Annotated in this window: 21 protein-coding genes, 3 pseudogenes and 1 riboswitch; of the genes and pseudogenes, 9 read left to right on the forward strand and 15 right to left on the reverse strand. The window is 70.5% G+C overall.

Annotated features, from left to right (window positions below; translation table 11 throughout):
* A complete protein-coding gene (locus tag ACZ7IB_RS19340) occupies positions 1 to 1,368 on the reverse strand; it encodes a peptidase C39 family protein (RefSeq protein ID WP_470913860.1) in 1,368 nt (455 codons plus the stop codon).
* Positions 1,369 to 1,543: 175 nt separating this feature from the next.
* Here ACZ7IB_RS19340 and ACZ7IB_RS19345 point away from each other — a divergent pair, with 175 nt between their 5' ends.
* Entirely contained in the window at positions 1,544 to 2,173 is a 630-nt protein-coding gene (locus ACZ7IB_RS19345; RefSeq protein ID WP_470913862.1) for a uridine kinase family protein, read from the forward strand.
* Positions 2,174 to 2,533: 360 nt separating this feature from the next.
* On the forward strand, positions 2,534 to 4,441 hold the full coding sequence (locus ACZ7IB_RS19350) for an AAA family ATPase (protein ID WP_470913865.1): 1,908 nt from the start codon (positions 2,534 to 2,536) through the stop codon (positions 4,439 to 4,441).
* An 83-nt stretch (positions 4,442 to 4,524) separates the two neighbouring features.
* On the opposite strand, the gene ACZ7IB_RS19355 is transcribed toward ACZ7IB_RS19350, so the two are convergent.
* The 10 genes from ACZ7IB_RS19355 to ribD all read right to left on the reverse strand — a co-directional run bounded on the left by ACZ7IB_RS19355 (position 4,525) and on the right by ribD (position 13,085).
* Positions 4,525 to 5,625 (reverse strand): hemolysin family protein, encoded by a 1,101-nt coding sequence (locus ACZ7IB_RS19355; RefSeq protein WP_470913867.1) that lies wholly within the window; start codon positions 5,623 to 5,625, stop codon positions 4,525 to 4,527.
* Positions 5,622 to 6,992, reverse strand: coding sequence for a hemolysin family protein (locus ACZ7IB_RS19360; protein ID WP_322108756.1), 1,371 nt, complete (start codon positions 6,990 to 6,992; stop codon positions 5,622 to 5,624). The genes ACZ7IB_RS19355 and ACZ7IB_RS19360 overlap by 4 nt, the downstream gene beginning before the upstream one ends.
* A gap of 185 nt (positions 6,993 to 7,177) precedes the next feature.
* Complete coding sequence (locus ACZ7IB_RS19365) at positions 7,178 to 7,642, reverse strand: PH domain-containing protein (protein ID WP_266422241.1); 465 nt, start codon at positions 7,640 to 7,642, stop codon at positions 7,178 to 7,180.
* 35 nt (positions 7,643 to 7,677) lie between these two features.
* On the reverse strand, positions 7,678 to 8,526 hold the full coding sequence (gene hisG / locus ACZ7IB_RS19370; RefSeq protein ID WP_093894540.1) for an ATP phosphoribosyltransferase: 849 nt from the start codon (positions 8,524 to 8,526) through the stop codon (positions 7,678 to 7,680).
* 81 nt (positions 8,527 to 8,607) lie between these two features.
* Positions 8,608 to 8,880 carry a phosphoribosyl-ATP diphosphatase gene (locus tag ACZ7IB_RS19375; protein WP_018524273.1) on the reverse strand — a complete coding sequence of 91 codons (273 nt, stop codon included), beginning with the start codon at positions 8,878 to 8,880 and terminating at the stop codon, positions 8,608 to 8,610.
* 35 nt (positions 8,881 to 8,915) lie between these two features.
* Positions 8,916 to 9,401, reverse strand: a complete 486-nt coding sequence (gene ribH / locus ACZ7IB_RS19380) for a 6,7-dimethyl-8-ribityllumazine synthase (protein WP_093894539.1) — start codon at positions 9,399 to 9,401, stop codon at positions 8,916 to 8,918.
* 29 nt (positions 9,402 to 9,430) lie between these two features.
* Complete coding sequence (locus tag ACZ7IB_RS19385; RefSeq protein WP_470913873.1) at positions 9,431 to 10,729, reverse strand: bifunctional 3,4-dihydroxy-2-butanone-4-phosphate synthase/GTP cyclohydrolase II; 1,299 nt, start codon at positions 10,727 to 10,729, stop codon at positions 9,431 to 9,433.
* The gene (locus tag ACZ7IB_RS19390; RefSeq protein ID WP_470913876.1) at positions 10,726 to 11,370 is read right to left on the reverse strand and encodes a nicotinamide mononucleotide transporter family protein; all 645 of its coding nucleotides are present in this window, start codon (positions 11,368 to 11,370) and stop codon (positions 10,726 to 10,728) included. The genes ACZ7IB_RS19385 and ACZ7IB_RS19390 overlap by 4 nt, the downstream gene beginning before the upstream one ends.
* On the reverse strand, positions 11,367 to 11,984 hold the full coding sequence (locus ACZ7IB_RS19395; protein ID WP_470913878.1) for a riboflavin synthase: 618 nt from the start codon (positions 11,982 to 11,984) through the stop codon (positions 11,367 to 11,369). The genes ACZ7IB_RS19390 and ACZ7IB_RS19395 overlap by 4 nt, the downstream gene beginning before the upstream one ends.
* The gene (ribD, locus tag ACZ7IB_RS19400) at positions 11,985 to 13,085 is read right to left on the reverse strand and encodes a bifunctional diaminohydroxyphosphoribosylaminopyrimidine deaminase/5-amino-6-(5-phosphoribosylamino)uracil reductase RibD (protein WP_470913881.1); all 1,101 of its coding nucleotides are present in this window, start codon (positions 13,083 to 13,085) and stop codon (positions 11,985 to 11,987) included.
* A gap of 156 nt (positions 13,086 to 13,241) precedes the next feature.
* Positions 13,242 to 13,372, reverse strand: a riboswitch (FMN riboswitch).
* Positions 13,373 to 13,641: 269 nt separating this feature from the next.
* On the opposite strand from ribD, the pseudogene ACZ7IB_RS19405 reads away from it, so the two are divergent.
* A pseudogene (locus tag ACZ7IB_RS19405) lies at positions 13,642 to 13,992 on the forward strand (chitinase); the annotation flags it as partial.
* Positions 13,979 to 14,197 (forward strand): annotated as a pseudogene (locus ACZ7IB_RS19410) (nucleoside-diphosphate sugar epimerase); the annotation flags it as partial. The pseudogenes ACZ7IB_RS19405 and ACZ7IB_RS19410, both read left to right, overlap by 14 nt.
* Here the strand turns inward: ACZ7IB_RS19410 and ACZ7IB_RS19415 are convergent.
* Complete coding sequence (locus tag ACZ7IB_RS19415; protein ID WP_470913883.1) at positions 14,181 to 15,371, reverse strand: ROK family transcriptional regulator; 1,191 nt, start codon at positions 15,369 to 15,371, stop codon at positions 14,181 to 14,183. The pseudogene ACZ7IB_RS19410 and the gene ACZ7IB_RS19415 sit on opposite strands and share 17 nt — an antisense overlap.
* A gap of 150 nt (positions 15,372 to 15,521) precedes the next feature.
* Here ACZ7IB_RS19415 and ACZ7IB_RS19420 point away from each other — a divergent pair, with 150 nt between their 5' ends.
* Positions 15,522 to 16,754 (forward strand): MFS transporter, encoded by a 1,233-nt coding sequence (locus tag ACZ7IB_RS19420; protein WP_470913885.1) that lies wholly within the window; start codon positions 15,522 to 15,524, stop codon positions 16,752 to 16,754.
* 31 nt (positions 16,755 to 16,785) lie between these two features.
* On the opposite strand, the gene ACZ7IB_RS19425 is transcribed toward ACZ7IB_RS19420, so the two are convergent.
* A complete protein-coding gene (locus ACZ7IB_RS19425; protein WP_470913887.1) occupies positions 16,786 to 18,081 on the reverse strand; it encodes an alginate lyase family protein in 1,296 nt (431 codons plus the stop codon).
* Between the two features lie 249 nt (positions 18,082 to 18,330).
* Here ACZ7IB_RS19425 and ACZ7IB_RS19430 point away from each other — a divergent pair, with 249 nt between their 5' ends.
* Both ACZ7IB_RS19430 and ACZ7IB_RS19435 read left to right on the forward strand, forming a co-directional pair.
* The gene (locus ACZ7IB_RS19430) at positions 18,331 to 19,722 is read left to right on the forward strand and encodes a uracil-xanthine permease family protein (protein ID WP_470913888.1); all 1,392 of its coding nucleotides are present in this window, start codon (positions 18,331 to 18,333) and stop codon (positions 19,720 to 19,722) included.
* 134 nt (positions 19,723 to 19,856) lie between these two features.
* Positions 19,857 to 20,591, forward strand: a complete 735-nt coding sequence (locus ACZ7IB_RS19435) for a DUF5995 family protein (protein WP_470913890.1) — start codon at positions 19,857 to 19,859, stop codon at positions 20,589 to 20,591.
* Between the two features lie 36 nt (positions 20,592 to 20,627).
* On the opposite strand, the gene ACZ7IB_RS19440 is transcribed toward ACZ7IB_RS19435, so the two are convergent.
* On the reverse strand, positions 20,628 to 21,560 hold the full coding sequence (locus ACZ7IB_RS19440; RefSeq protein WP_470913892.1) for a GNAT family N-acetyltransferase: 933 nt from the start codon (positions 21,558 to 21,560) through the stop codon (positions 20,628 to 20,630).
* Positions 21,557 to 23,716, reverse strand: coding sequence for a peptidase C14 (locus tag ACZ7IB_RS19445; protein ID WP_470913893.1), 2,160 nt, complete (start codon positions 23,714 to 23,716; stop codon positions 21,557 to 21,559). Before ACZ7IB_RS19445 ends, ACZ7IB_RS19440 begins: the two co-directional genes overlap by 4 nt.
* Here ACZ7IB_RS19445 and ACZ7IB_RS19450 point away from each other — a divergent pair.
* Both ACZ7IB_RS19450 and ACZ7IB_RS19455 read left to right on the forward strand, forming a co-directional pair.
* Positions 23,708 to 23,935 (forward strand): annotated as a pseudogene (locus ACZ7IB_RS19450) (dihydrodipicolinate synthase family protein); the annotation flags it as partial. The gene ACZ7IB_RS19445 and the pseudogene ACZ7IB_RS19450 sit on opposite strands and share 9 nt — an antisense overlap.
* Positions 23,919 to 24,941, forward strand: coding sequence for a hydroxyacid dehydrogenase (locus tag ACZ7IB_RS19455; RefSeq protein ID WP_470913895.1), 1,023 nt, complete (start codon positions 23,919 to 23,921; stop codon positions 24,939 to 24,941). The pseudogene ACZ7IB_RS19450 and the gene ACZ7IB_RS19455, both read left to right, overlap by 17 nt.
* Positions 24,942 to 25,011: the final 70 nt, after the last annotated feature.

A 25,011-nucleotide genomic window follows, 5' to 3' on the forward strand; every position in this document is an offset into this window, starting at 1 on the left:
TCACAACAGGCCGAGTGACTTCAGAACCCGGTGCTGCCTCGGTGCTGGGTCGGCGGGCCAGTAGATGTAGCAGACACCGCCCGTACCGCTTCTGACCTTGCCGTTTGCGTCGTAGCGCTTGGTGCGGAGCCAGATCGTCTCCCACTCCTGGCGCTTGTAGACCCGCTGCACGGCCTCGTTGCTCGGCGAGGCCGGGTCGTTGGCGATCACGTCGCCGTCCGCGGTGAACCCGATCACGGTCATCAGGTGGCCGGAGGTCCCGTACCCGGCGCCGGTCAGCTCCTCCTTGCGGAAGGACTGCGACGTTATGACCGGGATACCCGCCCGGATCAGCGTCTCCAGGTCCGTCAGCGAGCCGAGCCGGGTCACCACCGCGCTCATGTCGTGGTACGTCGCGGCGTACGCGGCGTTGAACGGCCAGTTGCCGCAGCCCTCGTACTGGTAGTCGTACGTGAACCGGGCGGCATGGCAGACCTGCGGGTCGGCCAGGCCCGGCTTGACCCAGGCGAGCTCCTCGGCGGTGGGCCTGCGCCCCCAGTACTCGATGATCATCTGCGAGGAGGTGGGGCTGCACCAGGCCTCGCCGCCGTTGTCGTACTCCGGGTACTGGCCCGCGTGCACATTCTGCGAGTAGCGCGGCACCGACAGCTCCCGGGCGAGGCCGGGGGTGCTGGCGGGCACGGTGAAGCGGTCCGGGACGTCGGAAGCCATCGCGCCGAGCCGCCGGACGGTGGGCGTGAGGCGGCTGCCCGGGGGGCGGTAAAGCGTGAGCCGCAGCCGGTAGGACACCAGCCGCAACCCGCTCGCCGCGTCGTCCACCGAGAAGGTGTCGGTCCAGATGGAGCTCTTGCCGTCGGTCTGGTCGTCGACGGACGTCCTGCGGATGTCGGCGTCGCCCGCGGCCCAGCGGCCCATCACGTACCAGGGTGTCGAGGTGGTGTCCGAGTAGCGGCCCTGCAGCTCGATCTGGATCCAGGTGCCCGCCGGGGTGTCGGCGTTCCAGGAGGCGATCACCTCGGTCGCCGGAACGGCGGACCGGTGGACCGGCGAGGTCCAGGTCGCGTACTCCCAGTCGGCGGTCTGACCGGTGTGCGGATCGGTGTAGTCGGTGACCCCCATGGCGTGGCCGATCACCAGACCGGGCCGACGCCCCGCGACGGCGCGCGTCCCGGCGCCGCAACCGCTGCGCCAGTCGGTGTACGTGTGCCAGGAACGGTTCTCCACGAGAGAAGCGGTTGCCGAGCGGGCGGGGAGCGGGGCGGCGGGAACGGCGGCGGTTGCGGAGCCGGCGGACGACACCGTGCCGGCGGCAGCCGCTGCCGCGAGCGCGGCGGTCAGCATGGTTCTGCGCGAGGTCGGTCTGTTCATGGGCGAGACCCCCGGTCGTAAGCGGAATGGGGCTGCAAGTGCACGACAGTGGGCCAACTATTGCGGGTAGTGGCCGGATTCGGCCAGCGATTCGGCGTGCGTCAATAAACCAATATTGGTCTGGTCCACTGGCGTGACCTGCGATTGCTTCGGGTCGGCTCGTAGGCTGGAGCGCATGAACGACCTCTCGCTCCTCGCCGCGCGGCTGCGCACCCTGGCGCCGTCCTGCGGACCGGTGCGGCTGATCGCCGTCGACGGCCATGCGGGATCGGGGAAGAGCACCTTCGCGTCCCGCCTCGCGGCCCTGCTCGACGACGCCCCCGTACTGCATCTGGACGACCTGGCCACCCACGAGTCCTTCTTCACCTGGACGGACCGGCTGCGGGAGCAGGTGATCGAGCCTCTGTCGCGCGGTGAGTGCGCGCGCTATGCGCCGTACGACTGGACCGCGCGGACGTTCGCGGCGCCGCGCAGTCTGGAGCCCGCACCGGTCGTCCTGATCGAGGGGGTCGGGGCGGGCCGCCGGGCGCTGCGGCCCCATCTGGCGCGGCTGTTGTGGATGGATCTCGCTGCCGCGGAGTCCTGGGAGCGGGGACGCCGCCGGGACGGACCGGCTCTTTCGGCCTTCTGGGACGGGTGGACGGCGGCCGAGGCGGAACATTTCTCGGCCGATCCCTCACGCTCCCACGCCGATGCTCTGGTACGGCAGTTGCCTATGGGGTATGAGTGGCTGAAGGGGCCTGACGCGGCAGCAGGAGTGAACCATTCCGTCACAGAACGTGATCACATTGCGCCGCCGCACTGAGTGGTGAGAAATCGGCCTGGAAGTACCTCAACTCTGCTTGACCCGAGAGCGGTACAGGTCTTACGTTCTCAATGTGCGGCTTTTCGGAGCCCCCACAGACACGAAGCCCCCGGTTGTTCCCCCGTGATCGGGGGCTTCGTTCTGCCCTCGCGCCCTCTTTCCCACGCCGGTTCGACGGATTCCGCTCACCCTCGGTCACGGTCTCCCTTCCGCCTGCGGCGCTCTTAGTCGCACACTCCCTGCGCAGGTACGATGCCTCTCGGTGCGGTCAATTCCCGTCCGTGGCACAGTGATTCAGCGCGCCTCGGCGGGCAGGTCGTGCGGCGGGACATCCTGGGGGCACGGTTTGTGGGGGACCAGATGGACATCGGCACGCAGGGCGCACAGGCCCCGGCCGACCTCGCCTGGCTGCGCGGCGTGGACGCCTACACCATGGGCGCCTACCCACAGGCCGAAGAGGAGTTCAGGGCTGCGGTACGGATCGATCCCGGCATGGCGGACGGCTGGCTCGGCCTCCATGCGCTGAGGGCCGACACCACGACGGCGCTGCTGCGCATGTACCGCCATCGCGAACGCTTCGGCGAACAGCGCACCCGCCATCGGCGCACGCTCAACTCCTGGTACTGGTTGGGCTGGTGGGTTCAACCGGTGCTGGAGAGCCCGCGCGATCTGCTCCTCGCGCACGCCTCGCACTGGCTGGACGGGCGCCATGTCCCCGAACTGGACCGTGCGCTGGCCGGCCTGCCGCCGGTGGACGCGGACCCGCAGGTGCGCTTCCTGCACGCCTGCCGCTCCTATCTGGTCAAGGACTGGGAGCAGCTCGTACGCAACACCGAGCAGCTGATCGACGACCCGATGCTCGGTATCGAGGCGGGGCTGTTCGGCGGGATGGCGCGAGTGCGGCTGGAGATGTACGGGCAGGCCGAGCCGCTGCTCTCCGCCGCGCTGATGCGCTGCCGCAGCGAACAGCCGCAGCGCAAGGAACTGCGCTACTGGCTGGCCCGCGCACACGAGGGCACCGGCCGCAGCGCGGCCGCCCTGCCGCTCTACCGGGCGGTGCACCGGATCGACCCGGCGTTCATGGACACCTCGGCGCGGCTCGCCGCGATCGCGGACTACGACGGCCTCGAAGGCACCGACGAGGCCGCCGGTCTCACCGCCGTGTCACTGGCCGGGTTCGGCACGGACGCCGTGGCGGAGGCGCAGCCGGACGGGGATTCGCTGCTCGGCACCGATCTGGTGGACGGCCGGGAGCTGCGGCCGGGCGGCGAGACCCCGGGACTCGTGGGCATCGGGGTGCCGCCGTCCGACGGGGCACGGCGGAAGACCCCGGTGCCCGGCCAGCCGACAGCCCCCTTCCCGGCCGGGCCCAGCGATCCGGTGCTGCTCGCCGAGGCGCTGGCGGAGCTGGAGCGGATGGTCGGCCTGGAGCCCGTCAAACGCCAGGTCAAGGCGTTGTCCGCGCAGCTGAACATGGCCCGGCTGCGGGCCGGCCAGGGGCTTCCCGTGCAGCCGCCGAAACGCCATTTCGTCTTCTCGGGCCCCTCCGGCACCGGCAAGACCACGGTGGCCCGCATCCTCGGCCGGGTCTTCTACGCTCTCGGTCTGCTCGGTGGTGACCATCTCGTCGAGGCCCAACGGGCGGATCTTGTGGGCGAGTTCCTCGGCCAGACCGCCGTCAAGGCCAATGAGCTGATCGACTCGGCGCTCGGCGGGGTGCTCTTCGTCGACGAGGCCTACAGCCTCTCCAACACCGGCTACAGCAAGGGTGACGCGTACGGCGACGAGGCCCTCCAGGTCCTCCTCAAGCGTGCGGAGGACAACCGCGACCATCTGGTCGTCATCCTCGCGGGCTATCCGGAAGGCATGGACCGGCTGCTGGCCACCAATCCGGGACTCTCCTCACGCTTCACCACCCGGGTGGACTTCCCGAGCTACCGGCCGCTGGAGCTCACCTCCATCGGTGAGGTGCTGGCCGCGGAGAACGGTGATGCGTGGGACGAGGAGTCCCTGGAGGAGCTTCGCTCCATCAGCGGCCATGTCATCGACCAGGGCTGGATCGACGAGCTGGGCAACGGGCGGTTCCTGCGCACTCTGTACGAGAAGAGCTGCGCCTACCGCGATCTGCGGCTCTCCGGCTATGCGGCCGTGCCGAGCCGGGACGATCTGGCCACGCTGCGGCTGCCGGATCTGATGCAGGCGTACGGCGAGGTGCTGTCCGGCCGGGGGCCGGTGGGCCGAGGGCCGCAGGAGCCGCCGCCGTTGTGAGGGCGGGCTGCCGGAGTCGCCCGGTGGCCGTTGTCCTCGAGCGCCGGACGGGCTGGAGATCAGCCCGTCCGGCGGTCGAGACCCTAATGGACCGACGCGGTGAGTTCGCTGGTGCCTGCGGCCGTCGTGTCCGTCGTCCGGCGCGGCACCGAGACCCGGTGGGCCGGGTCGCGTACCTCACCGACCAGCATCTCCAGGACGTCCTCCATGGCGACCAGGCCGAGGACCCGGCCCGATGCGTCGGCGACCTGCGCCAGATGCGTCGCCGCGCGGCGCATCACGGTCAGGGCGTCGTCCAGGGGCAGTTCGGCCCTCACGGTCGCCATCGGGCGCCACACGTGCTGGGGGACGGCCCGCTCGCCGTCCTCCAGGTCCAGGACATCCTTGACGTGCAGATAGCCCATGAACGGGCCGCCGCCCTCCGCGCACACGGGAAAGCGTGAGTATCCGGTCCGTACGGTCAGCTCCTCGATCCGGTGCGGGGTGACGGAGGGGTCCACCGTCACCAGGGAGGCCCGGCTGAGCAGCACATCGGTGACGGGCCTGCTGCCCAGCTCCAGTGCGTCCTCCAGCCGCTCCTGCGCCTCCGGCTCCAGCAGTCCCGCCTGACCGGAGTCCTCGACGAGCCGGTTGAGCTGCTCGCTGGTGAAGACGGCCTCCACCTCGTCCTTCGGTTCGACGCCGAAGAGCCGGAGCACCAGCCGGGCACAGGTGCCCAGTGCGGAGGTGACCGGACGGCAGACGCGGGCGAAGCCGACGAGGCCGGGGCTGAGCCAGAGCGCGGTCTTCTCCGGCGCCGCCATCGCGAGGTTCTTCGGGACCATTTCGCCGATGACGAGATGGAGGAAGACCACGAAGACGAGTGCCAGCACATAGCCGAGCGGATGGATCAGGCCCTCGGGCAGGTGGACCGCCTGGAAGACCGGCTCCAGCAGATGGGCGACGGTCGGTTCGGCGACGGCGCCGAGGGTCAGCGAGCAGACGGTGATACCGAACTGGGCGGCAGCCATCATCTGCGGCAGGTTCTCCAGGCCGTACAGCACCTGGCGGGCCCGGCCCGACCCTGCTGCCGCGAGGGGTTCGACCTGGCTGCGCCGTACGGAGACGAGGGCGAACTCGGCACCGACGAAGAAGCCGTTCGCCAGCACGAGGAGCGCCGCGAACAGCAGCTGGACGAGGCTCATCGCACGGCCTCCAGGACGCCGTGGGCCACCGGTGCCTCGGTGACGGGGTCGGTCACCTCGGCCGTGCGTACGAAGCGGACCTTCTCGGCGCGGTAGTGGCCGACCTGGCGGACGGAGATCCGCCAGCCGGGCAGTTCGGCCCGGTCGCCGGGGGCGGGGATGCGGCCCAGCAGATCGGCGACGAGTCCGGCCACGGTCTCGTACGGTCCGTCGGGGACGTCGAGCCCTATCCGGCGCAGGGTCAGGACCCGACAGCTGCCTTCGGCGTCCCAGGCCGGGCGGCCGTCCTCGGGAGCGGCGGGGGCCAGTTCGGGCCGGTCGGCGCCTTCGGCGTCGTGCTCGTCCCTGACCTCGCCTACGAGTTCCTCGATGATGTCCTCGAGGGTGACGACCCCGGCGGTGCCGCCGTACTCGTCGACGACCACGGCGATCGGCTGCTCGTTGCGCAGCCGCTGGAGCAGCTGCTCGACGGGCAGTGTCTCCGGCACCAGCAGCGGCGGTACGGCGATCCGGCCCGCCGGCGTGCGCAGCCGGTCCTGGGCCGGCACGGCGAGCGCGTCCTTGAGGTGGATCATGCCGACGACCTCGTCGATGCGCTCCCGGTAGACGGGGAAGCGGGAGAGGCCGGTGGCGCGGGTGAGGTTGAGGACGTCCTGCGCGGTCGCCGAGGACTGCAGGGCGCTGACCTTCACCCGTGGGGTCATGACGTGCTGTGCGGTGAGTCCGGCGAGCGACAGGGTCCGTACGAAGAGATCCGCGGTGTCCTGTTCGAGGGTGCCGGCCTCGGCCGAGTGCCGGGCCAGGGAAACCAGTTCCCCGGGCGTACGGGCGGAGGCCAGCTCATCGGTGGGTTCGACACCCAGCAGTCGTACCAGCCGGTTGGCGACGGTGTTCAGCAGGCTGATCACCGGCCGGAGCGCGGCGGAGAAACGGTGCTGGGGGCCGGCGACGAACCGGGCGACCTGAAGCGGCCGGGAGACCGCCCAGTTCTTGGGCACGAGTTCGCCGATCACCATCTGGACGGCGGAGGCCACCATCATCCCGATCACCACGCTGATGCCGGGTACGGCGCCGTCGGGCAGACCGGTCGCGGTGAGGGGGCCGTCCAGCAGCTGGGCGAGTGCCGGTTCGGCGAGCATGCCGACGACCAGCGAGGTGATGGTGATGCCGAGCTGGGTGCCGGAGAGCTGGAAGGAGAGTTCACGCAGGGCTTCGACGACGGTGCGGGCCCGCCGGTCGCCCTCGGCGGCGGCGCGCTCGGCGTCCGGCCGCTCCACCGTGACCAGCCCGAACTCGGCTGCCACGAAGAATCCGTTGGCGAGGATGAGAAGGAATGCTGCGCTCAGAAGCAGCAGGGGGGTGGTCATGCCGCCGCCTCCTGGGAAGGGGCGGCGCAGGTACTACCGGACGATCCGTCCATTGCTGGAAGGAGTCACTCCTTGGGTCGCAGGAAAGCCCCGCAGGCCTCATGGACCCTCTGGTGCGGGGCGGGGCGCACGGGGCGCCGCCGTCCTCAAGAGTAATCAAGAAGAGGCCGTACGCGGCAGGGGGCTCAGCCGTTGTCCGTGCCGGTGCCGTGGTTCTCGGCGAGGGCGCGGAGCGCACGGGCGTCGCGGATGGCCTGCTGCTTGGCGATTCCCGGCTGGATACCGAGGGCGGGCATGCTGGTCCCGTCGCTCAGGTCGAGAAAGACCCAGGGGTCGCCGACGCGCAGATTGACGCGGAGAATCTCCGCCCAGGACAGTCGGCGCGTTCGGGTGAGATTGACCACCGTCACCCCGTCCTCGTTCGCGACGATCTTCGGGCGGCTGAGCAGCGCAAGCACGCCGAAGAACAGCAGCGCGGTGAAGATGAAGCTGGACCGCTCCCCCGCGCTCAGCTGCTCCAGAGTCAGGGCGATGACGGTGATGACGACGAACATCGCCGCCCCCACGGTCAGCAGGACCACCCGGGTTCGGGTCGGCCGGAACGTGACCGGGAGCGTGGGGAGTTCGGACCGGGGCGCGGGGGCGGACATGGTGTTCTTCTGTCTTCCGGGTGGTCGCCCGGCCGTCAGAGGCGGCAGGCGTGGATGGCGGTGGTGAGGATGGCGCGGGCGCCGAGGTCGTACAGATCGTCCATGATCCGCTGGGCCTCGCGGGCGGCGACCATGGAACGGACGGCGACCCAGCCCTCGTGGTGCAGCGGGGAGATGGTCGGCGACTCCAGGCCCGGGGTGAGGGCGACCGCGCGCTCCAGGTGTTCGACGCGGCAGTCGTAGTCCATCATCACGTAGCTGCGGGCGACCAGGACGCCCTGGAGGCGGCGGAGGAACTGCTGCACCTTGGGGTCGTCGTCCGGTGCGCCGGTGCGGCGGATGACGACGGCCTCCGACTTCATGATCGGCTCGCCGATGACTTCGAGTCCGGCGTTGCGCAGGCTGGTGCCGGTCTCCACGACATCGGCGATGACCTGGGCGACACCGAGTTCGATGGCGGTCTCGACCGCGCCGTCGAGGTGGACGACGGAGGCGTTGACGCCGACATCGGCGAGGTGCTTGGCGACGATGCCCTCGTAGGAGGTGGCGATCGTCTTGCCGTCGAAGTCCTGCGGCCCCTGGGCCGTGCCCGGCTTGGTGGCGTAGCGGAAGGTAGAACGGGCGAAGCCGAGCTGGAGGATCTCCTCGGAGTCGGCGCCGGAGTCCAGCAGCAGGTCGCGGCCGGTGATGCCGATGTCGAGGCGGCCGGAGCTGACGTAGATCGCGATGTCGCGCGGCCGCAGGTAGAAGAACTCGACCTCGTTCTCGGGGTCGACGAGGACGAGCTCCTTGGACTCCTTGCGCTGCTGGTAGCCGGCCTCATGGAGCATCGCCATCGCAGGCCCGGAGAGTGAACCCTTGTTGGGGACGGCGATGCGCAGCATGAGGCCAGGTTTCCTTTGCGAGGAGGGAGTCTTGTAGGGATATGCGGATGTACGGAGTGCTACGTGGTGCTCAGGTCGTGCTCAGAGGTGAGCGTAGACGTCGTCGAGGGAGATCCCGCGGGCGACCATCATCACCTGGACGTGGTACAGCAGCTGGGAGATCTCCTCGGCGGCGGCGTCCTTGCTCTCGTGCTCGGCGGCCATCCAGACTTCGGCGGCCTCCTCGACGACCTTCTTGCCGATGGCATGGACACCCTTGTCCACCAGCTCGGCGGTACGGGAGGTGGAGGGGTCGCCGTTGGCGGCCTTGAGCTGCAGCTCGGCGAAGAGCTCTTCGAAGGTTTTGTTCGCCATGATGGTCCTTAGAGTACGGGGTCCACGCCCCCCACTCAGCGCCAGGGCTCGCTGACCGTGCGCAGCGTGGCGGCGGTGGCGACGGCCGCGGTGACCGCTTCGTGCCCCTTGTCCTCGTTGGAGCCTTCCAGTCCGGCCCGGTCGAGCGCCTGCTCCTCGGTGTCGCAGGTGAGTACGCCGAAGCCGACCGGGACTCCGGTGTCGACGGCGACCTGGGTCAGACCGTTGGTGACGCCGTGGGACACGTACTCGAAGTGCGGGGTGCCGCCGCGGATGATCACGCCGAGGGCGACGACCGCGTCGTAACCGCGACCGGCGAGGACCTTGGCGACCACCGGGAGCTCGAAGCTGCCGGGCACCCGGAGCAGGGTCGGCTCGTCGATGCCCAGCTCGTGCAGGGCGCGCAGCGCGCCGTCGACGAGTCCGTCCATGACCTTCTCGTGCCACTGGGCGGCGACGACCGCCACACGCAGGTCACCGCAGTTGCGCACGGACAGTTCGGGTGCACCCTTGCCGCTCATGTCTCTCCTACCGCTCGTTTCCGTGATCGCTACTGGTTGCCGCAGGTCGACGCCGTGGCGGCGTCGAGCCAGGGCAGGTCGTGCCCCATGCGGTCGCGCTTGGTGCGCAGGTAGCGCAGATTGTGTTCGCCGGCCTGGACGGGCATCGGCTCGCGGCCGGTGACGGCCAGACCGTGCCGCAGGACCGCGGCCGTCTTGTCGGGGTTGTTGGTCATCAGCCTGAGGCTGCGGACGCCGAGGTCCTTGAGGATCTGGGCGCCGGCCGCGTAGTCCCGGGCGTCGGCGGGCAGGCCGAGCTCGAGGTTGGCGTCGAGGGTGTCGCTGCCGCGCTCCTGGAGTTCGTAGGCGCGCAGCTTGGACAGCAGGCCGATACCCCGGCCCTCGTGGCCGCGCAGATAGATGACTACGCCGCGGCCCTCCTCGGTGATCCGGCGCATGGAGGCGTGCAGCTGGGGCCCGCAGTCGCAGCGCTGCGACTGGAAGATGTCACCGGTCAGGCACTCGGAGTGGATCCGCACCAGGACGTCGTCGCCGTCCCCGATGTCACCGTGGACGAGCGCGACGTGCTCGACGCCGTCGGTCGTGGAGCGGTAGCCGTACGCGGTGAATGCACCGAAGCTCGTCGGCAGCCGCACCTCGGCCTCGCGGCGGACGGCCGGCTCCGAGCTGCGGCGGTAGGCGATCAGGTCCTCGATGGAGATGATCGTGAGGCCGTGCTTGCGGGCGAACGGGACCAGCTGGGGCAGTCGCAGCATCATGCCGTCCTCGCCGGCGATCTCGACGATCGCGCCGGCGGGCCGCAGCCCGGCGAGCCGGGCGAGGTCGACGGCGGCCTCGGTGTGGCCGTTGCGGACCAGCACGCCGCCGGAGCGGGCGCGGAGCGGGAAGATGTGGCCGGGCCGTACGAAGTCGCCGGGGCCGGCCTCGCCGCCCGCCAGCATCCGGAGCGTGGTGGCCCGGTCGGCGGCGGAGATGCCGGTGGTGACGCCGTGCGCCGCCGATGCGTCGACGGAGACGGTGAACGCCGTGCGCATCGATTCGGTGTTGTGGGCGACCATCTGCGGCAGTTCGAGCCGTTCCAGCTCGTCGTTCTCCATGGGCGCGCAGATCAGACCGCGGCATTCGCTCATCATGAACGCGACGATCTCGGGGGTGGCCTTCTCGGCTGCGACGACCAGGTCGCCTTCGTTCTCCCGGTCCTCGTCGTCGACGACCACGACGGGCCGTCCGGCGGCGATGTCGCGGATCGCCTGCTCGACGGGGTCGAGGCTGAGGTCCTCGACGGCGCTTTCGTGTTCCCGGTGCAACCAGGTGGGCTGGGCAGTCATGCCGTGGCTCCTTCCAGAGCGGGTGTCCGCGAACGCAGCCACCAGTCGCGCATGCCCCACAGGACGAGGGCGCCGTACACGACGTAGATGAGACCGGAGAAGGCGAGACCGCTGTGGAAGTTCAGCGGTACGCCGACCAGGTCGACGAGGAGCCAGGCGAACCAGAACTCGACCATGCCGCGGGCCTGGGCGAGCATCGCGACGAGCGTGCCGGCGAATATGTACGCGTCCGCCCACGGGCTCCAGGAGAGCGAGGGGAACGCGGTGAAGAGGCCGCCGACCGCGAGGGTGCCCAGTGCGGCGCCGCCCAGCAGATAGCCGCGCTCGCGCCAGGTGGCGAACCGTACGGCGAGGGAGCCGTCCTGGGCCTGTCGCTTGCCCCGGGTCCACTGCTGCCAGCCCCAGACGGCCACGGCGATGACCACGAGCTGCTTGCCGACGCTGCCCGCCTGGTGCACGGAGACATTGGCGGCGACCAGGACGACTCCGGACAGGAGCTGGGCGGGCCAGGTCCAGATCGAGCGGAGCCAGCCCAGGGTCAGCGCGATCAGACCGACCGTGTTGCCGATCACGTCGGACCAGATGATGTGCTGTCCGAAGACGGTGAACGCCTCCGCGTTCAGCCAGTTCAGCGAGGTCACTTCGCCGGCTCCTCGGGTTCCTGCGCGGTGTTGCCGAGCAGCCGCTCGACGTACTTCGCGATGACGTCCACCTCGAGGTTGACCGGGTCGCCGGGCTTCTTGATGCCGAGCGTGGTCAGGGCGAGCGTGGTGGGGATGAGGCTGATCGTGAAGTAGTCGGGTCCGGCGTCCACGACGGTCAGGCTGACGCCGTCGACGGTGATCGACCCCTTCTCCACCACGTAGCGGGTCAGGTCCGCGGGGAGGGCGATCTTCACGATCTCCCAGTTCTCGGAGATCGTGCGCTCGACGATGCGGCCTGTGCCGTCGACATGGCCCTGGACGATGTGGCCGCCGAGCCTGCCGCCGACCGCCATGGGGCGCTCCAGGTTGACCCGGGAGCCGACCTCCAGGGCGCCGAGGCTGGACCGGTTCAGGGTCTCGGCCATCACATCGGCGGTGAATTCGTGCTCACCGAAGTCGACGACGGTGAGGCAGACGCCGTTGACGGCGATGGAGTCGCCGTGCTTGGCGCCTTCGGTGACGACGGGACCGCGCAGGCGGAAGCGGGAGGCGTCGCCGAGCTTCTCGACAGCGGTGACTTCACCCAGTTCTTCGACAATTCCGGTGAACACTCAGTTTCCCTTCCGGGCAGGGCCGGGGACGGCGCTGATGCGCAGATCGGGGCCGATACGGACGGTCTCGGTCACATCGAGGCGCAACGCATCGGCGATGGTGGAGATTCCGGCGTCGGCGAGGGCCGCGGGGCCGGCGCCGAGGAGCACGGGGGCGAGATAGCCGACGACCTTGTCGACCGTTCCCGCCGCGACGAAGGCCCCGGCCAGGGTCGGGCCGCCTTCGAGGAGTACGGAGCGGATGCCCCGCCCGTACAGGGCGGTGAGCAGGGCGGGGACGTCCAGGCCGGGGCCGGTGGCGGCGCGCGGCAGCCGCAGGACGGCCTCTTCCGGGAGATGGCGGGCGTCGGCGTCGTCGGCGACGGCGATCAGAGTGGGCGCGGTGTCGTCGAGGACGCGGGCGCCGGGGCGTACGGCGGTGGCACCGGTGTCGACTACCACCCTCATGGGCTGTACGGCGCCTTCGACGCCCCGTACGCCGAGCTGCGGGTCGTCGGCACGGGCGGTGCCGGAGCCGACCACGACGGCGTCGGCCTCGGCGCGCAGCCGGTGGACGTCGGCGCGGGACTCGGGAGAGGTGATCCAGCGGCTGGTGGCATCGGCGGCCGCGATCCTGCCGTCGAGGGTCGCCGCGTACTTCCACAGGACGTACGGGCGGCCCAGGCGCACCGAGGTCAGCCAGGCCGCGTTGCCCGCCTCGGCCTCGTCCGCGAGGAGCCCCTGCTCAGCTTTGACCCCGGCCGCGCGCAGGGTGTCCGCACCGCCGGTGGCCTGCGGGTTCGGGTCGCCGACGGCGTAGACGACGCGGGCGACACCGGCCTCGATGAGCGCCTGGGCGCAGGGGCCGGTGCGGCCGGTGTGGTTACAGGGTTCGAGGGTGACGTAGGCGGTGCCGCCCCGGGCCCTGTCGCCTGCGGCGCGCAGGGCGTGGATCTCGGCGTGCGGCCCACCGGCGCGCTGGTGGAATCCTTCACCGGCCTGCCGGTCTGCGGCGTCGAGGATGACACAGCCGACGACCGGGTTGGGGCTGGTGGAGCCGAGACCGCGCGCTGCGAGCGTGATCGCTCGGCGCATGGCGGTGATGTCGGCTGCGGTGTCCACCGGGTCCTCCTGCCTCTTCGGGCACGGACTCCGGGGCCTGTCGACGACGACAGATGAAGCGGGAACGCAACAGGGGGACGCCGAATGCCGAATACACGGATGGTCCGGTTGCCCGAAGACCATCCGCCGACGGCGGCGTACCCGTGAAACGGCCCGCCGCGCACTGCCTCCCATCCGGACTTTAACCGTCGGTCCAGGAATCTCACCTGGTCAACCGGCCGCTGGATGCGGACGGGTCGCGGACTATAACCGCCGGTTCGGAATTACACCGACCCCGGAGTGCGCTGCTGCTGGTACACGGTCAGTGTGCCACGCCCGCTCATGGGCCATACGGGTGAGTGCCTGTGGAGTGGCTCACAAGGGCCTCCGGAACGGGGCGCACAACGGAACAGTCGAGCCTTAAAGGTCCAGACCTATCGACACAATGGTCTAGTCCTCTTAATCTCTGCGTCACCTCCGAGGAGCGATCCCGCGGTGTGCGCACACCGCGGGACATCAACACGACCCACCCCCTTGCCAGTTGTGTTCTGCCGAACCTCCCCGGGAGGAACCGAACGTGCTGTCCCCCACCCGTGCGAGAGCCACCCTGCTCGCAGCCTGCGCAGCCGCCGCCGGACTGCTCATGGGCTCGCTCGCCACCACCCCGTCGGCCGCCGCCGACCAGGAGCGGACCGGGAGGGACGGCAAGCCCGCCCATCTCGCCTTTGACATCCCCTGGGACAAAGTCACCCATTTGAATTACGCGTTCGCCCACGTCGACGGCAACAACAAGATCTCCGTGGGCGCCGACGGCCCGGACAACGCCTCGACCGGCATGACCTGGCCGGGTGTCGCGGGCGCGGAGATGGACCTGGACCTCCCCTACAAGGGCCATTTCAACCTGCTCAACAAGCCGGGTGCGCGACATCGGCGGACCCGAGATCAGGCCACTCACCGAACTGGCCCGCGCCCATCTCCGGGTGACCGGACGGAAGCGGCCCCTTCTGCCCGTACGGCTGGCGGGCAAGGCGTACGCCGGATACCGGCACGGAGACCATCTGAGCCCCGAACGGGCCGTGGGGAAGGCGACGTTCGAGGAATTTCTCGCCGGGCGGTTCAGCCGGCCGGAGTGAACAGCTCGTCCTGAGCCGCCTCCCGGGCGGCGAGCAGCGCGCCGCGGAGCACCGCGGCGCCGCCGAGCCGGCCGGCTCTGACCTCGGTACGAAGCGGGGACATCATGGCCAGCCGCTCCTCGACCCGTGCCGCGAGCGCGTCACCGCCCGCGTGGCCGACCTCGCCCGCGAGCAGCACACAGCCCGGGTCGAGGACGGAGGCGATGGCGGCGGCGCCGAGCGCGAGACGTTCGGCGAGGGCGCCCAGGAAGGCCTCGCTCTCCCCCTCCCCCGCAAGCGCGGCCCGTACGGCGAATGCGGCGCCCGGCTCCTTGTCCCCTTCGGCCGCGCCCGGGGGCACGTATATGCCGTGGGCGGCGGCCAGTTCGCAGACCGGGGCGGAGCCCACCAGCGAGTGGAACCCGCCGTCGCAGTTGACGGCCGACGGGGTACCGATCGTGCCGGGCACCGGCAGGAAGCCGATCTCGCCCGCGCCTCCCGAGGCGCCACGGCGGAGCTTCCCGTCCAGCATGACGGCGGCGCCGACGCCGTGGCCGAGCCAGAAGAGTACGAAGGTGTCACGGTCGCGGGCCGCGCCGATGCGCTGCTCGGCGACGGCGGCGAGATTGGTCTCGTTCTCGACCAGCACGGTGGCGGGCAGCCGCTGCTGCAGCACCCGTACCAGTCGTCGGTGCCAGGCGGGCAGCCCGGTGGTGTCACGCAGTTCGCCGGTGACCGGGTCGATCAGGCCGGGCGCGCCGATGCCGACGCTGTGCAGCCGGGCTGCACCCGCCTCCCTCGCGGTGCGTTCCAGCAGCGCGGCGGCCTGTTCGACGGCGGCCTCGGTGTCGGTGTCGCTACCGATGGGCAGGGTGGCCTCAGCGAGCGTGGCACCGAGGAGATCGGCGACGACCACGGCGACGCTGCCGGTGCGTATGTCGAGCGCGGCGAGGTGGGCGCGGTCGGCGGCGATCCCGTACAGCCGGGCGTTGGGGCCGCGGCGCTCGGAGCCGGACTCGCCGACCACCCGGACCAGACCGGCCCCCTGCAGCCGTTCGACGAGGTCGGCGACGGTGGGGCGGGAGAGTCCGGTCAGAGTCTTGAGCTGCGTGGCCGTCAGCGGGCCGTCCTGCTGGAGCAGTCGGAGGGCGAGCCGGTCGTTCATGGCCCGGGCGGTGCTCGGTGATGCGGGCATGCCGGGATCCTTCCAGATCGCTGCCACACGGAGACGAAACCTTGATGGTCTATTTATCAGGCAGGGTTCCTGATAGTTTACGGGCCGCACCGTGGAGACGGGCGCCGGGGTCGCCGGTGACAGAGGATTCCCAGGGGAGGGCACGGCGGTATGACAACGGATTCCACAGAGACGGTCTTCGGCATGGAGCAGGTGAGGCGGGCCAGGTTCGCCGTCGCCGCGGTCTTCGCCGTGCACGGCGCGGTGACCGGCAGCTTCGCCACCCGAGTGCCCTGGATCCAGGACCACGCGGAGGTCAGCGCAGGGCAGCTCGGCCTCGCCCTGGCCTTCCCGGCGATCGGTGCCTCCCTCGCCATGCCGCTGGCCGGTGCGATCAGTCATCGCTTCGGCGCCAGGACCGCGCTGCGCGGGCTGCTCGCCCTGTGGACACTGGCGCTGATCCTGCCCGCGCTGGCACCCAACCTGCTGACGCTGTGCGCCGCGCTCTTCGTCTACGGGGCATCGGCCGGCATGTCGGATGTGGCGATGAACGCCCTCGGTGTCGAGGTGGAGAACCGCCTCGACAAGTCGATCATGTCCGGGCTGCACGGCATGTGGAGCGTGGGCGCCCTGGTCGGTTCGGCGGCGGGCACGGTGGCCGCGCATCTGGGCTCCGACGCCCGGCTGCACCACACGATCGCCGCTCTGGTGCTCACGGCGCTCGGGCTGATCGCCTGTCAGGGCGTACTGGATCTGCGCAGCGAGCCGGACGAGGAGCCGCCGCCGCGCTTCACGCTGCCGCCGAAGTCGGCGCTGATCATCGGCGCGGTGGGCTTCTGCGCGGTGTTCGCGGAGGGCGCCAGTCTGGACTGGTCGGCGGTCTACCTCCGGGACATCATGGACACCTCCGCCGGGCTCGCCGCGGCGTCCACGACGGCGTTCGCGCTGACGATGGCGGTCGCCCGGATCGCCGGTGACAAGGTCGTCGACCGCTTCGGGTCGGTCAGGACCGTACGGGTCGGCGGCGTCCTCGCGACGGTCGGCGGACTGCTCGTGGTCGCGTCGCCGAACGCGGTACTGGCAATGTGCGGTTTCGGGCTCCTCGGCCTCGGTGTCGCCGTGGTTGTCCCGCTCGCCTTCGCGGCGGCCGGACGCAGTGGCCCGAACCCGAGTCAGGCGATCGCGGGCGTCGCCACCATCACGTACACCTCCGGGCTCATCGCCCCGTCCGCGATCGGCTCGCTGGCCGAGGCGACCTCGCTGGTCGTGTCGTTCGGCCTGGTGACGGTGCTGGCGTTCGGCCTGGTGCTGGGGGCCGGGGTGCTGCGGGCGGGCGACCGCAGGGCCGTGCCGTCCTCGGACGCCGCCGCTCCGAGCGCGGCGGCGGCCGAGCCGCGCCCCTGAGCCGTCGGCTGTGCGGGGCGTGGCGGACGGTTCAGCCGGCGATCGAGTCGAGCTGTTCCGCGGCGGGCCGCAGCGCCCACAGGTCACCGCCGGGCGGAGTCTCCAGCTGCCCGACGGCCGCCTCGGCCTTCGCGTCACCGGCGTCGGCGGCCGCGTGCACGATGTCACTGGCCGCGTACCGGTAGAACTCCAGCTCCGGGTGGGGCCAGGGAGCGGTCCCGGTCGCGGCGGGCAGCAGATAGTCGACCGCCTTGAACAGGCTCTGCCCCTGCGGCCCCTCGTACGCCCAGAGGTCCACGCCGACCTGCCTGCCGATGGCGGCGAGCCGGGTGTAGGCGACCAGGTCGAAGGTCGAGTAGTGCCAGCTGCGGGTGCGTGCCAGCTCCTGCGGCTGGGTGCCGTCGCCTGCGATCTGCTGGTCGATCCGCAGCGCACGGGCGTCCAGGACGACCTTGCGGGCGAGGGCCTTGTCGCCGGTGGCGAGGGCGAGGCCGGCGATCTGCATGTCCTGGAAGGTGCCGTGGTTGTTCTGAGCGGCTGTTTCCTGCTTGCCGAAGTCCGAGTTCACCAGCCAGTCGAGGAACGAGGTGTTCCACGCCCGCATGGCGGTCCGGTCGCTCTTCGACCAGCCGGGTGCGCCGGTGTCGAGCAGCGCGACCGCGTCCAGAACGGACGTGTACTGCTGGGAGAAGTCGATGATGCCGATCGCCCGGCCGTCGTACTTGCAGGGGATGAACTGCCCGTGGTTCAGGTTGGGGTTCATCCGCGTCGCGGGATCCAGGAACCAGGTGCGCAGGATGCCGGAGGCGTGCTCGGCGTACTGCTTCCGGCCCGTGTAGTACCAGGCGAGGCTGAGGGTGGTGACGGAGTTGAAGACCTTGCCGATGTCGGGACGGTCGGTGCCGGTGTCGACCTCGGGGTTGCGTACGCCGTCGCGCTGCACGTACGGGCAGCCCCAGGGGTTCTCCGTAGTCTTCGGCTGGGAGGGCCACCAGTACGGCGCCTGACTGAGGTAGTCGTGCGGGTCTCCGCTCGGCGCGGGCTTCGGCTTGTCGACGACCGTCCAGGGGCCCTGACCGAGCCAGTCGTCCGCCTTGGCGGTCAGCGCCCGGACGGCGGTGCGCAGGGCGGGGTCGCCGTGGTCGAGCCGGAGCTTCGTCTGCTGGATGCGGTGTCCGTCGATGACCACGGTCCTCGGCACGCGAGGCGGCGGGCGGTGGCCGTGCGCGGTGGCGGCAGCCGAGGAAGCGGTCGGCACAAGCACCGCGGCCAGGGCGACTGCGGCGGTGAGGAAGGCGCCCAGACGCCGACGTGGTCTTCCACTCATCGAAACACTCCCACTAATCATGTACGTGAACCATGTTCATGACCAAGACCGTGCGAGCGTAGGGCCGCCTGTTCGGAGTGACAATGCTTCGCGCACGATTCATGCATGGGATCCGGGGTGGAGCGCTTGCGCCCACAGCCCGGCCGCGAGCGCGGCGCGATCCGGCATTACCATGGCGCTGATTATTTCTGCGGTTTGCGCCATGCCGGGCGAGGCACGGGACTCCGCACCTACACACAGGGAGCGACCATGGGCCTCGGCGTGCGCTGGACCTTGCACGGCGACGGGAAGACCCCCGCGCCAGGGGCCGTGGTCAGGCCGGACGAACGGCTCTCCTGGCCCCGTACGTTCGGACTCGGCGCCCAGCACGTGGTCGCGATGTTCGGTGCATCGTTCGTCGCCCCGGTACTGATGGGCCTGGACCCGAACCTGGCGATCATGATGTCGGGGGTCGCGACGGCCATCTTCCTGCTGGCCACGCGCGGCCAGGTGCCCAGCTACCTCGGCTGTTCGCTCTCCTTCGTCGGGGTCGCCGCCACGATCCGGGCGAGCGGCGGCAGCAGCGCGGTGGTCACTGGTGCGGTCTTCGTCGTCGGCGCGGTGCTCTTCCTCGCCGGTCTAGCGGTACAGCGGTTCGGCGCGCGGATTATCCATGCGGCGATGCCGCCGGTGGTCACCGGCGCCGTCGTCATGCTGATCGGCTTCAACCTGGCTCCGGTGACCGCGTCGACGTACTGGCCACAGGACCAGTGGACAGCACTGCTGGTGATGCTGTTCACCGGATTGGCCGTGGTGTGCCTGCGCGGATTCTTCTCGCGTATCGCGATCTTCCTGGGCCTGGTCTTCGGATACGCGCTGTCCTGGGTCCTCGACCGGATCTTCGGCAAGATCCACTCCCCGGCGGGCGGCGCCGAGGCCGTCGACCACTGGCGGCTCGATCTGTCGGGTGTCGGCAAGGCCGACTGGATCGGTCTCCCGTCCTTCCACGCGCCGAGCTTCGAGTGGTCGGCGATCCTGGTCGCCCTGCCGGTGGTCATCGCGCTGATCGCCGAGAACGCCGGCCATGTGAAGGCCGTCGGCGAGATGACCGGCGCCTCGCTGGACGACAAGCTGGGCACCGCGATCGCCGCCGACGGCGCCGCGTCGATGCTGTCGACCGCGGTGGGCGGCCCGCCGAACACCACGTACTCGGAGAACATCGGCGTCATGGCCGCGACCCGCGTCTACTCCACCGCCGCGTACTGGGCCGCCGCCTGCTTCGCTCTGCTCTTCGGCCTCTGCCCCAAGTTCGGTGCGGTCGTCGCCGCCATCCCCGGCGGTGTGCTCGGCGGCATCACCGTCATCCTGTACGGCATGATCGGCCTCCTCGGTGCCCAGATCTGGCTGCATGGCAAGGTCGATCTGCGCAATCCGCTGAACCTGGTCCCGGCCGCCGCGGGCATCATCATCGGCGTCGGCGGCGTCAGCCTGAAGATCACCGACAACTTCGAGCTGAGCGGCATCGCCCTGGGCACGATCGTGGTGATCACCGGCTATCACGTACTCCGTGCCTTCGCCCCGGCGCACCTCAAGACCCAGGAACCCCTGCTGGACTCCGGGACGTCGGCTTACGACGAAACGACACCGACGGACAAGGCTTAAGTACCGAAGCGGGGGCTTCCGGTTGCTCGCACGCCAGGCACGGTGCGGTGCGCGTCGCAGCCGTTCCCCCGTTCCGATGAACCCTCGGCAGGTCTGCGCCGTGGCGCACTCATGGCCGGGACGCTGCCCCCCCCATGGCGCAGTCCGAACAGTTGCAGAAGCCCGCGCAGGGGGCCGGCCCGGTCGCCTGCGCGGACCCCGACATCACATCCGTGATCGATCGGATGCGTGCGTTCCGTTCCACCTGGCCGCCGATGGACGGCGTCGAGGACGGCGTGGAGGTCTTCAACCAGGTCTATCTGACAGTCACCGAGACCATCGGCCGGCAGATCGACGACGGTACGTTCCCCGACGGGCGGGCCGCTGCCGCACTGGATGTGCGGTTCGCGGAACGCTACCTGTCGGCGGTCGACGCGGCCACGGCGGGGCACCGGGCGCCCGACTGCTGGCGTCCGCTGTTCCAGTACCGGCGCCATCCCGGCGTACGGCCGCTGCAGTTCGCCCTGGCCGGCATCAACGCGCACATCGGCCACGATCTGCCGCTCGCCGTCGTGGACACCTGCCACACGCTCGGCTGCACCCCACCCGACCTCGAAGAGGATTTCGACCGGGTGGGCGACCTCCTCGTGACGCTGGAGGAACAGATCCGGGAGGATCTGATGCCCGGCCCCGATCTGCTGGAACTCGCGGACCCGCTCACCCATCTGCTCGGCTCGTGGAGTCTGGAACGGGCCCGCGAGGCGGCCTGGTCCGCGTCCCTGGTGCTGTGGCGATTGCGTGATGTCCCACTGCTCGCCGAGGAGTTCAGAAAGCGGATCGACGCGGGGGCAGGGCTGGTGGGGCGCTGTCTGCTCACTCCCTGTCGCTGACGGCGCCCGGCTTCGCAGAAGCAGTCGCCGTACCGGTCAGAAGCAGTCGCCGTACCAGTGGACCGCGCCGGGCGCGGTGACCGTGGCCCGGACCGAGTCGGCGGTGGCGCGCAGCGGGCGCGCCATGCCCACGTGTTCGTCCACCGACCGGGGGTCCGCCAGCAGGGCCGGCAGTGCGGCCCGGACCCCGGGGCCGTCGGGAATCCGGACCCGGGCCCGGTTCAGCCCCGCGGCCCGGCCACGTTCGCCGACGACGGCGAAGAACTCGCCCAGGCACTCGGGTGCGCCCGCGAATTCGCGTACCTCCACGCACTCCCCCTCGTGCTGGGCCACCATCCAGCCGACGAGCGCCCCCGACCCGGGGTCCTGAGCCACGAGCGACCGGTCGACAGGGCCGTACCAGGCGAGCACACGCACCGCCCAGTCCTCCGGAGCCCGCAACGAGCTGAGCGGTCTGTTCACGTTGTACGCATGGTGCAGGGCAGCCACCTCCACGGCGTCCTCCGCGGTGGCCTCGCGGACCCGGAACGCCCCGGGGGCAGCCGGGGGCGCGAGCGTCCCCTCGATGTACGCACTGCCGAATCCCTGCCATCCCGAGCCCCGGTAGACCCCGGGCGTTCCGGTGAACAGCAGTGACCAGGCGCACTGTTCGGCCATCATGGTGCGCTCCGCCTCCACCAGCAGCCGACGCACCAGCCCCTGCCCCCGGGCCTCGGGACGGGTGGCGACGCTGCCGATGCCGCCGACCCGCTGCGGAGTGCCGTGTGCGTCGCGGATCAGCCTCGGTACGTAGACGACGACCGCGTCGATCCCGCCCCCCGGACCGTTCTGCGCGACGAACGTATGGCGGTGGCGGTCCGGGTCGAGGGCATGGAGGGCGGCGATCTGCGGGGCGTCGAAGCACCGCTGCCACAGGGCGGCCAGGGCCGCATCGTCGGCCGTCGTCGCGGTTCTGATGACGGCGGTCACAGCGTCAGATTTCCGTCCGTGCGCATCGAGTCGCTGTTCGCGGGCATCGCGCCGCGCTTCGTACCGTCCTCCACGCACGCGGTGTGCAGGGCCGAATCGAGTGCGTCCGGGGCGAGGTGGAGCGTGCCGCCGGTGTAGCGGCTGCCGGTCGCCGCGTAGTGGTTCCTGCCGTCGGCGATGCGCACATGGGCGGTGTCCGGTCCCGAGGCGGCGCTGCTGAGCGCGTTGATGTCCCAGGTCACCTTCCCGGGGCCGGCCGCGCGGCCGAGAAGCACCTTGGCCTTGTTGCTGCCGGTGAGGCGGGTGCCGCCGGTGACGGTGATCCGCTGGTCGCGCACGGCGCTGAGTTCGATGCCGGTGTTGTCGTAACTGCCGCCGTCGATCCGCAGATCCGCCGATCCGACCGAGAGCGGGGCCGCGTTCTCGGCGCCGGTGACGGTGCAGTCGGTGAAGTGGACGGGCCCCGCACCGCGCAGGATCGCGCCGTCGACGCCCTTGAAGGTGCAGCGTACGAAGTGGACGGGAGCGGTGACCGGAGTCTGGACGAGGACGGCGCCCGTGGGCGGCTCGAAGGAGCAGTCGCTGATGGTGGTCGGCCGGGTGGAGCGGGCGGAGCGCTGGGCGATGGCGAAGGTCCTGGCGGTGCAGCCGCGCACCTGGGCTCCGTCGGCGTTGACGGTGAGGGTGCCGGCCTGGTCGAAGGTGGGGCGCGCGATCACCGTGATGTCCTCGAGGGTCAGATCGGTGATCTTGGTGTTGGCGGTGAACCAGGAGCAGACATGTCTGCGTACGGTGATCCGCTTCGCGGAAATCCCCCACTGCGCACCGGAGTTGGCTATGTCCATCAGTCCGGAGTTGCCGTCGAAGAGGAGATCGTGCTCGTACTGCCCGTGTGTCGTGAAGGGGTTGCCGCCCGCGTCGTCGCCGTCGCCGTGGCAGTTCACGACGGTGCAGTAGGCGGAGGCGGTGAGGTCGTTGAGATGACGGACGTTGCTGGTCGTGCAGTCCGCGACCCGTCCGTAGAGACAGTAGATCTGCTGCGTGAGATAGCCCGCGCCGCCGTACTCGACGGTGGGCGGGTTCTTCAGGGAGCACTCCTCGGTACGGAACCGGGTGCACCAGCGGCGCATGATGACCGGCCAGAAGGAGCCGGAGGCGTGGATCCCGGAGACGTCGCAGCCGACGGCGTACTCGAAGCTGACGGGGTGGGAGCCGCTGTACTCGTCCGGGCCGGCGCCCTCGAAGACCAGATTGCGGATGTGGGTGTTGTGGACCGGCTCGATGCGGGTCCAGGTGAGGTTGCGGCCCGCGGCGAGTTCCCAGCCGTTGAGGTAGCCGATCCGGATGTGGTCCGCGTCGATGATCTCGGTGATCTCGACCAGCTTCTGCAGCTCGCGCTCGTCACCGCCGCCGCCCGCGACCGGATCGGCCTGCACGGCCCACCACTGACCGACCTCGAACGCCTTGGCGTCGGGGACCGGGAAGGTGTCGGTGAGCTCGATGACCTTGCCGGAGAGCGCGTGCTCGACGGTGGTGTCGGTGACGGTGCCGCGGAAGGAGAGGACGGCGCCGAAGGGGTTGTCGTGGGTGTTCTTCTCGATGCCTTCGGTGCGCATGCGGTGGCCGCCGAAGTCGAGTTCGATGTTGGAGCGGTGCCAGAGGTGGCGTTTGGTGAAGAGGAGGTCGGTGTGGGCCTCGATGCGGTGGACGCTGTTGTCGGCGATCATCGCGTCGAGGGCGGCGTCGGCGGGTTCTTCGGCGTCGAAGTGGCCGAAGGCGCGGAAGTCGAGGGTTCCGGTGTGGAGCTGGAGCCAGCGGCCGGTCCTGGTGGCGGTGGGTGCGATGACCGTTCCGCCGTTGTGCGCGGTGTCGGACTTCCCGTCCCAGCGCACGGCCATCGCGCCGCCGTCGCCGGGGGCGTGGTAGCCGGCGACCAGGACCTGGGTGCCGTCGTCGAGCGGCTTGGTGTTCAGCGCGCGCAGCTCGGCGACCGTGTCGACACGCAGCACATCGCCTGCGTGCGACGGTGCGGCATGCGCCGAGCCGGAGGCCACGGCCGAACCGGCCATGACCAGACCGGCCAGCCCCGAAGCCCGCAACAGAGCACGACGGGACGAAGCGGAGGACTTGGCTGGGGACGATGCATTGACAGACATGGCGCGGTCTTCGATGTGCGCGGCGCGTTCCGCGACTGCATCGCCGGGGTGCACGAAGTGCTGCACCGCCAGGGCCTGTTGGCGAACATCAGGTGCCTGGACCCGGTCGAGACGCTCTCCCCGGGGCAGGCGGAGGAGATCAGCCGGGTGGCCGCGGCCTACCCTTGGCTGACCGATGACGCCTTCGTTGCGGAGCACCTCGATGCCTGGCTCTCCTGACCCTGTCGACCGCCCGCGGGTGGTCGTCGCCGTACCGCCGGGCCTGCGGGCCCAGTTCTTCACCGCCGAGGTGTGGCGGGAGCTGGAGCGCGCGGCGGAGCTGACGGTCCTGGACGACCACTGGGACCGGGCAGCGGTGGCCGCGGCGCTGCCCGGCACCCGCGCGCTGATCACCTCGTGGCGGGCGCCCAAGGTGGACGCCGGACTCCTCGCATCGGCCGACCGGTTGGAGCTGGTGGCGCACACCGGCTCGGCGGTCGCGCCCTATGTCACCGAGGAGGTGTTCCGGCGGGGCATCCTGGTCACCCAGGCGGGCGACGAGATGGCCCGCCCGGTCGCCGAGGTGGCTCTCGCGTTCACGCTCTCGCTGCTCCACCGCATCCAGCGCTTCGACCACGCGCTGCGCGGCGGGCTGGAGTGGGCGGCGGCGAGCGAGGCCCCGCCCCGCCACGAGATCCACGGCAGCGACATCGGCGTGATCGGCGCCTCCCGCACCGGACGTGCCTACATCGCCCTGGTGCGGGCGATGGGGGCGCGGGTCAGCGTCACCGACCCGTACCTCTCCGCTGCGGACGCCGAGGCGCTCGGCGTGAAGTCCGTACCGCTTCGGACTCTGCTGTCGCGCAGCAGGATCGTGGCCGTGCACGCGCCGGTCACCGAGGAGACCCACAGGATGATCGGCGCCGAACAGCTGGCGCTGATGCCGGACGGGGCCGGCCTGGTGAACACCGCCAGGTCGTGGCTGGTCGACGAGGACGCACTCCTCGCCGAACTGGCATCGGGCCGGCTGGACGCGGCGATCGATGTCTTCGACGCCGAGCCGCTGCCCGCCGGCCACCCTTTCCGCTCCCTGCCGAATGTGCTGCTCACCCCGCACCAGGCAGCGGGCAGCGTCGAGTGCCGGCAGCGGCTCGGAATGAGCGCCGTCAACGAGGTGCTGCGGCTGCTCGCCGGACGCCCCCCGGTCCACGCGGTCACCGCCGACGCCCTCATCCGTCTGCGCTAGCGCTGTGCGGTGATCAGGGACGAACGGCCCTACCCCTCCCCAACCCCCATACCTGTCAGGAGAGTTCACC

The sequence above is a fragment of the Streptomyces sp. NPDC037301 genome (genome assembly GCF_055602785.1).

Bases quoted from the DNA above. Each gene is read 5' to 3' on its own strand.
- ACZ7IB_RS19340 (WP_470913860.1), bottom strand. From the start codon at position 1,368: ATGAACAGACCGACCTCGCGCAGAACCATGCTGACCGCCGCGCTCGCG.
- ACZ7IB_RS19345 (WP_470913862.1), top strand. From the start codon at position 1,544: ATGAACGACCTCTCGCTCCTCGCCGCGCGGCTGCGCACCCTGGCGCCG.
- ACZ7IB_RS19350 (WP_470913865.1), top strand. From the start codon at position 2,534: ATGGACATCGGCACGCAGGGCGCACAGGCCCCGGCCGACCTCGCCTGG.
- ACZ7IB_RS19355 (WP_470913867.1), bottom strand. From the start codon at position 5,625: ATGAGCCTCGTCCAGCTGCTGTTCGCGGCGCTCCTCGTGCTGGCGAAC.
- ACZ7IB_RS19360 (WP_322108756.1), bottom strand. From the start codon at position 6,992: ATGACCACCCCCCTGCTGCTTCTGAGCGCAGCATTCCTTCTCATCCTC.
- ACZ7IB_RS19365 (WP_266422241.1), bottom strand. From the start codon at position 7,642: ATGTCCGCCCCCGCGCCCCGGTCCGAACTCCCCACGCTCCCGGTCACG.
- hisG (WP_093894540.1), bottom strand. From the start codon at position 8,526: ATGCTGCGCATCGCCGTCCCCAACAAGGGTTCACTCTCCGGGCCTGCG.
- ACZ7IB_RS19375 (WP_018524273.1), bottom strand. From the start codon at position 8,880: ATGGCGAACAAAACCTTCGAAGAGCTCTTCGCCGAGCTGCAGCTCAAG.
- ribH (WP_093894539.1), bottom strand. From the start codon at position 9,401: ATGAGCGGCAAGGGTGCACCCGAACTGTCCGTGCGCAACTGCGGTGAC.
- ACZ7IB_RS19385 (WP_470913873.1), bottom strand. From the start codon at position 10,729: ATGACTGCCCAGCCCACCTGGTTGCACCGGGAACACGAAAGCGCCGTC.
- ACZ7IB_RS19415 (WP_470913883.1), bottom strand. From the start codon at position 15,371: ATGCCCGCATCACCGAGCACCGCCCGGGCCATGAACGACCGGCTCGCC.
- ACZ7IB_RS19420 (WP_470913885.1), top strand. From the start codon at position 15,522: ATGACAACGGATTCCACAGAGACGGTCTTCGGCATGGAGCAGGTGAGG.
- ACZ7IB_RS19425 (WP_470913887.1), bottom strand. From the start codon at position 18,081: ATGAGTGGAAGACCACGTCGGCGTCTGGGCGCCTTCCTCACCGCCGCA.
- ACZ7IB_RS19430 (WP_470913888.1), top strand. From the start codon at position 18,331: ATGGGCCTCGGCGTGCGCTGGACCTTGCACGGCGACGGGAAGACCCCC.
- ACZ7IB_RS19435 (WP_470913890.1), top strand. From the start codon at position 19,857: ATGGCGCAGTCCGAACAGTTGCAGAAGCCCGCGCAGGGGGCCGGCCCG.
- ACZ7IB_RS19445 (WP_470913893.1), bottom strand. From the start codon at position 23,716: ATGTCTGTCAATGCATCGTCCCCAGCCAAGTCCTCCGCTTCGTCCCGT.
- ACZ7IB_RS19455 (WP_470913895.1), top strand. From the start codon at position 23,919: ATGCCTGGCTCTCCTGACCCTGTCGACCGCCCGCGGGTGGTCGTCGCC.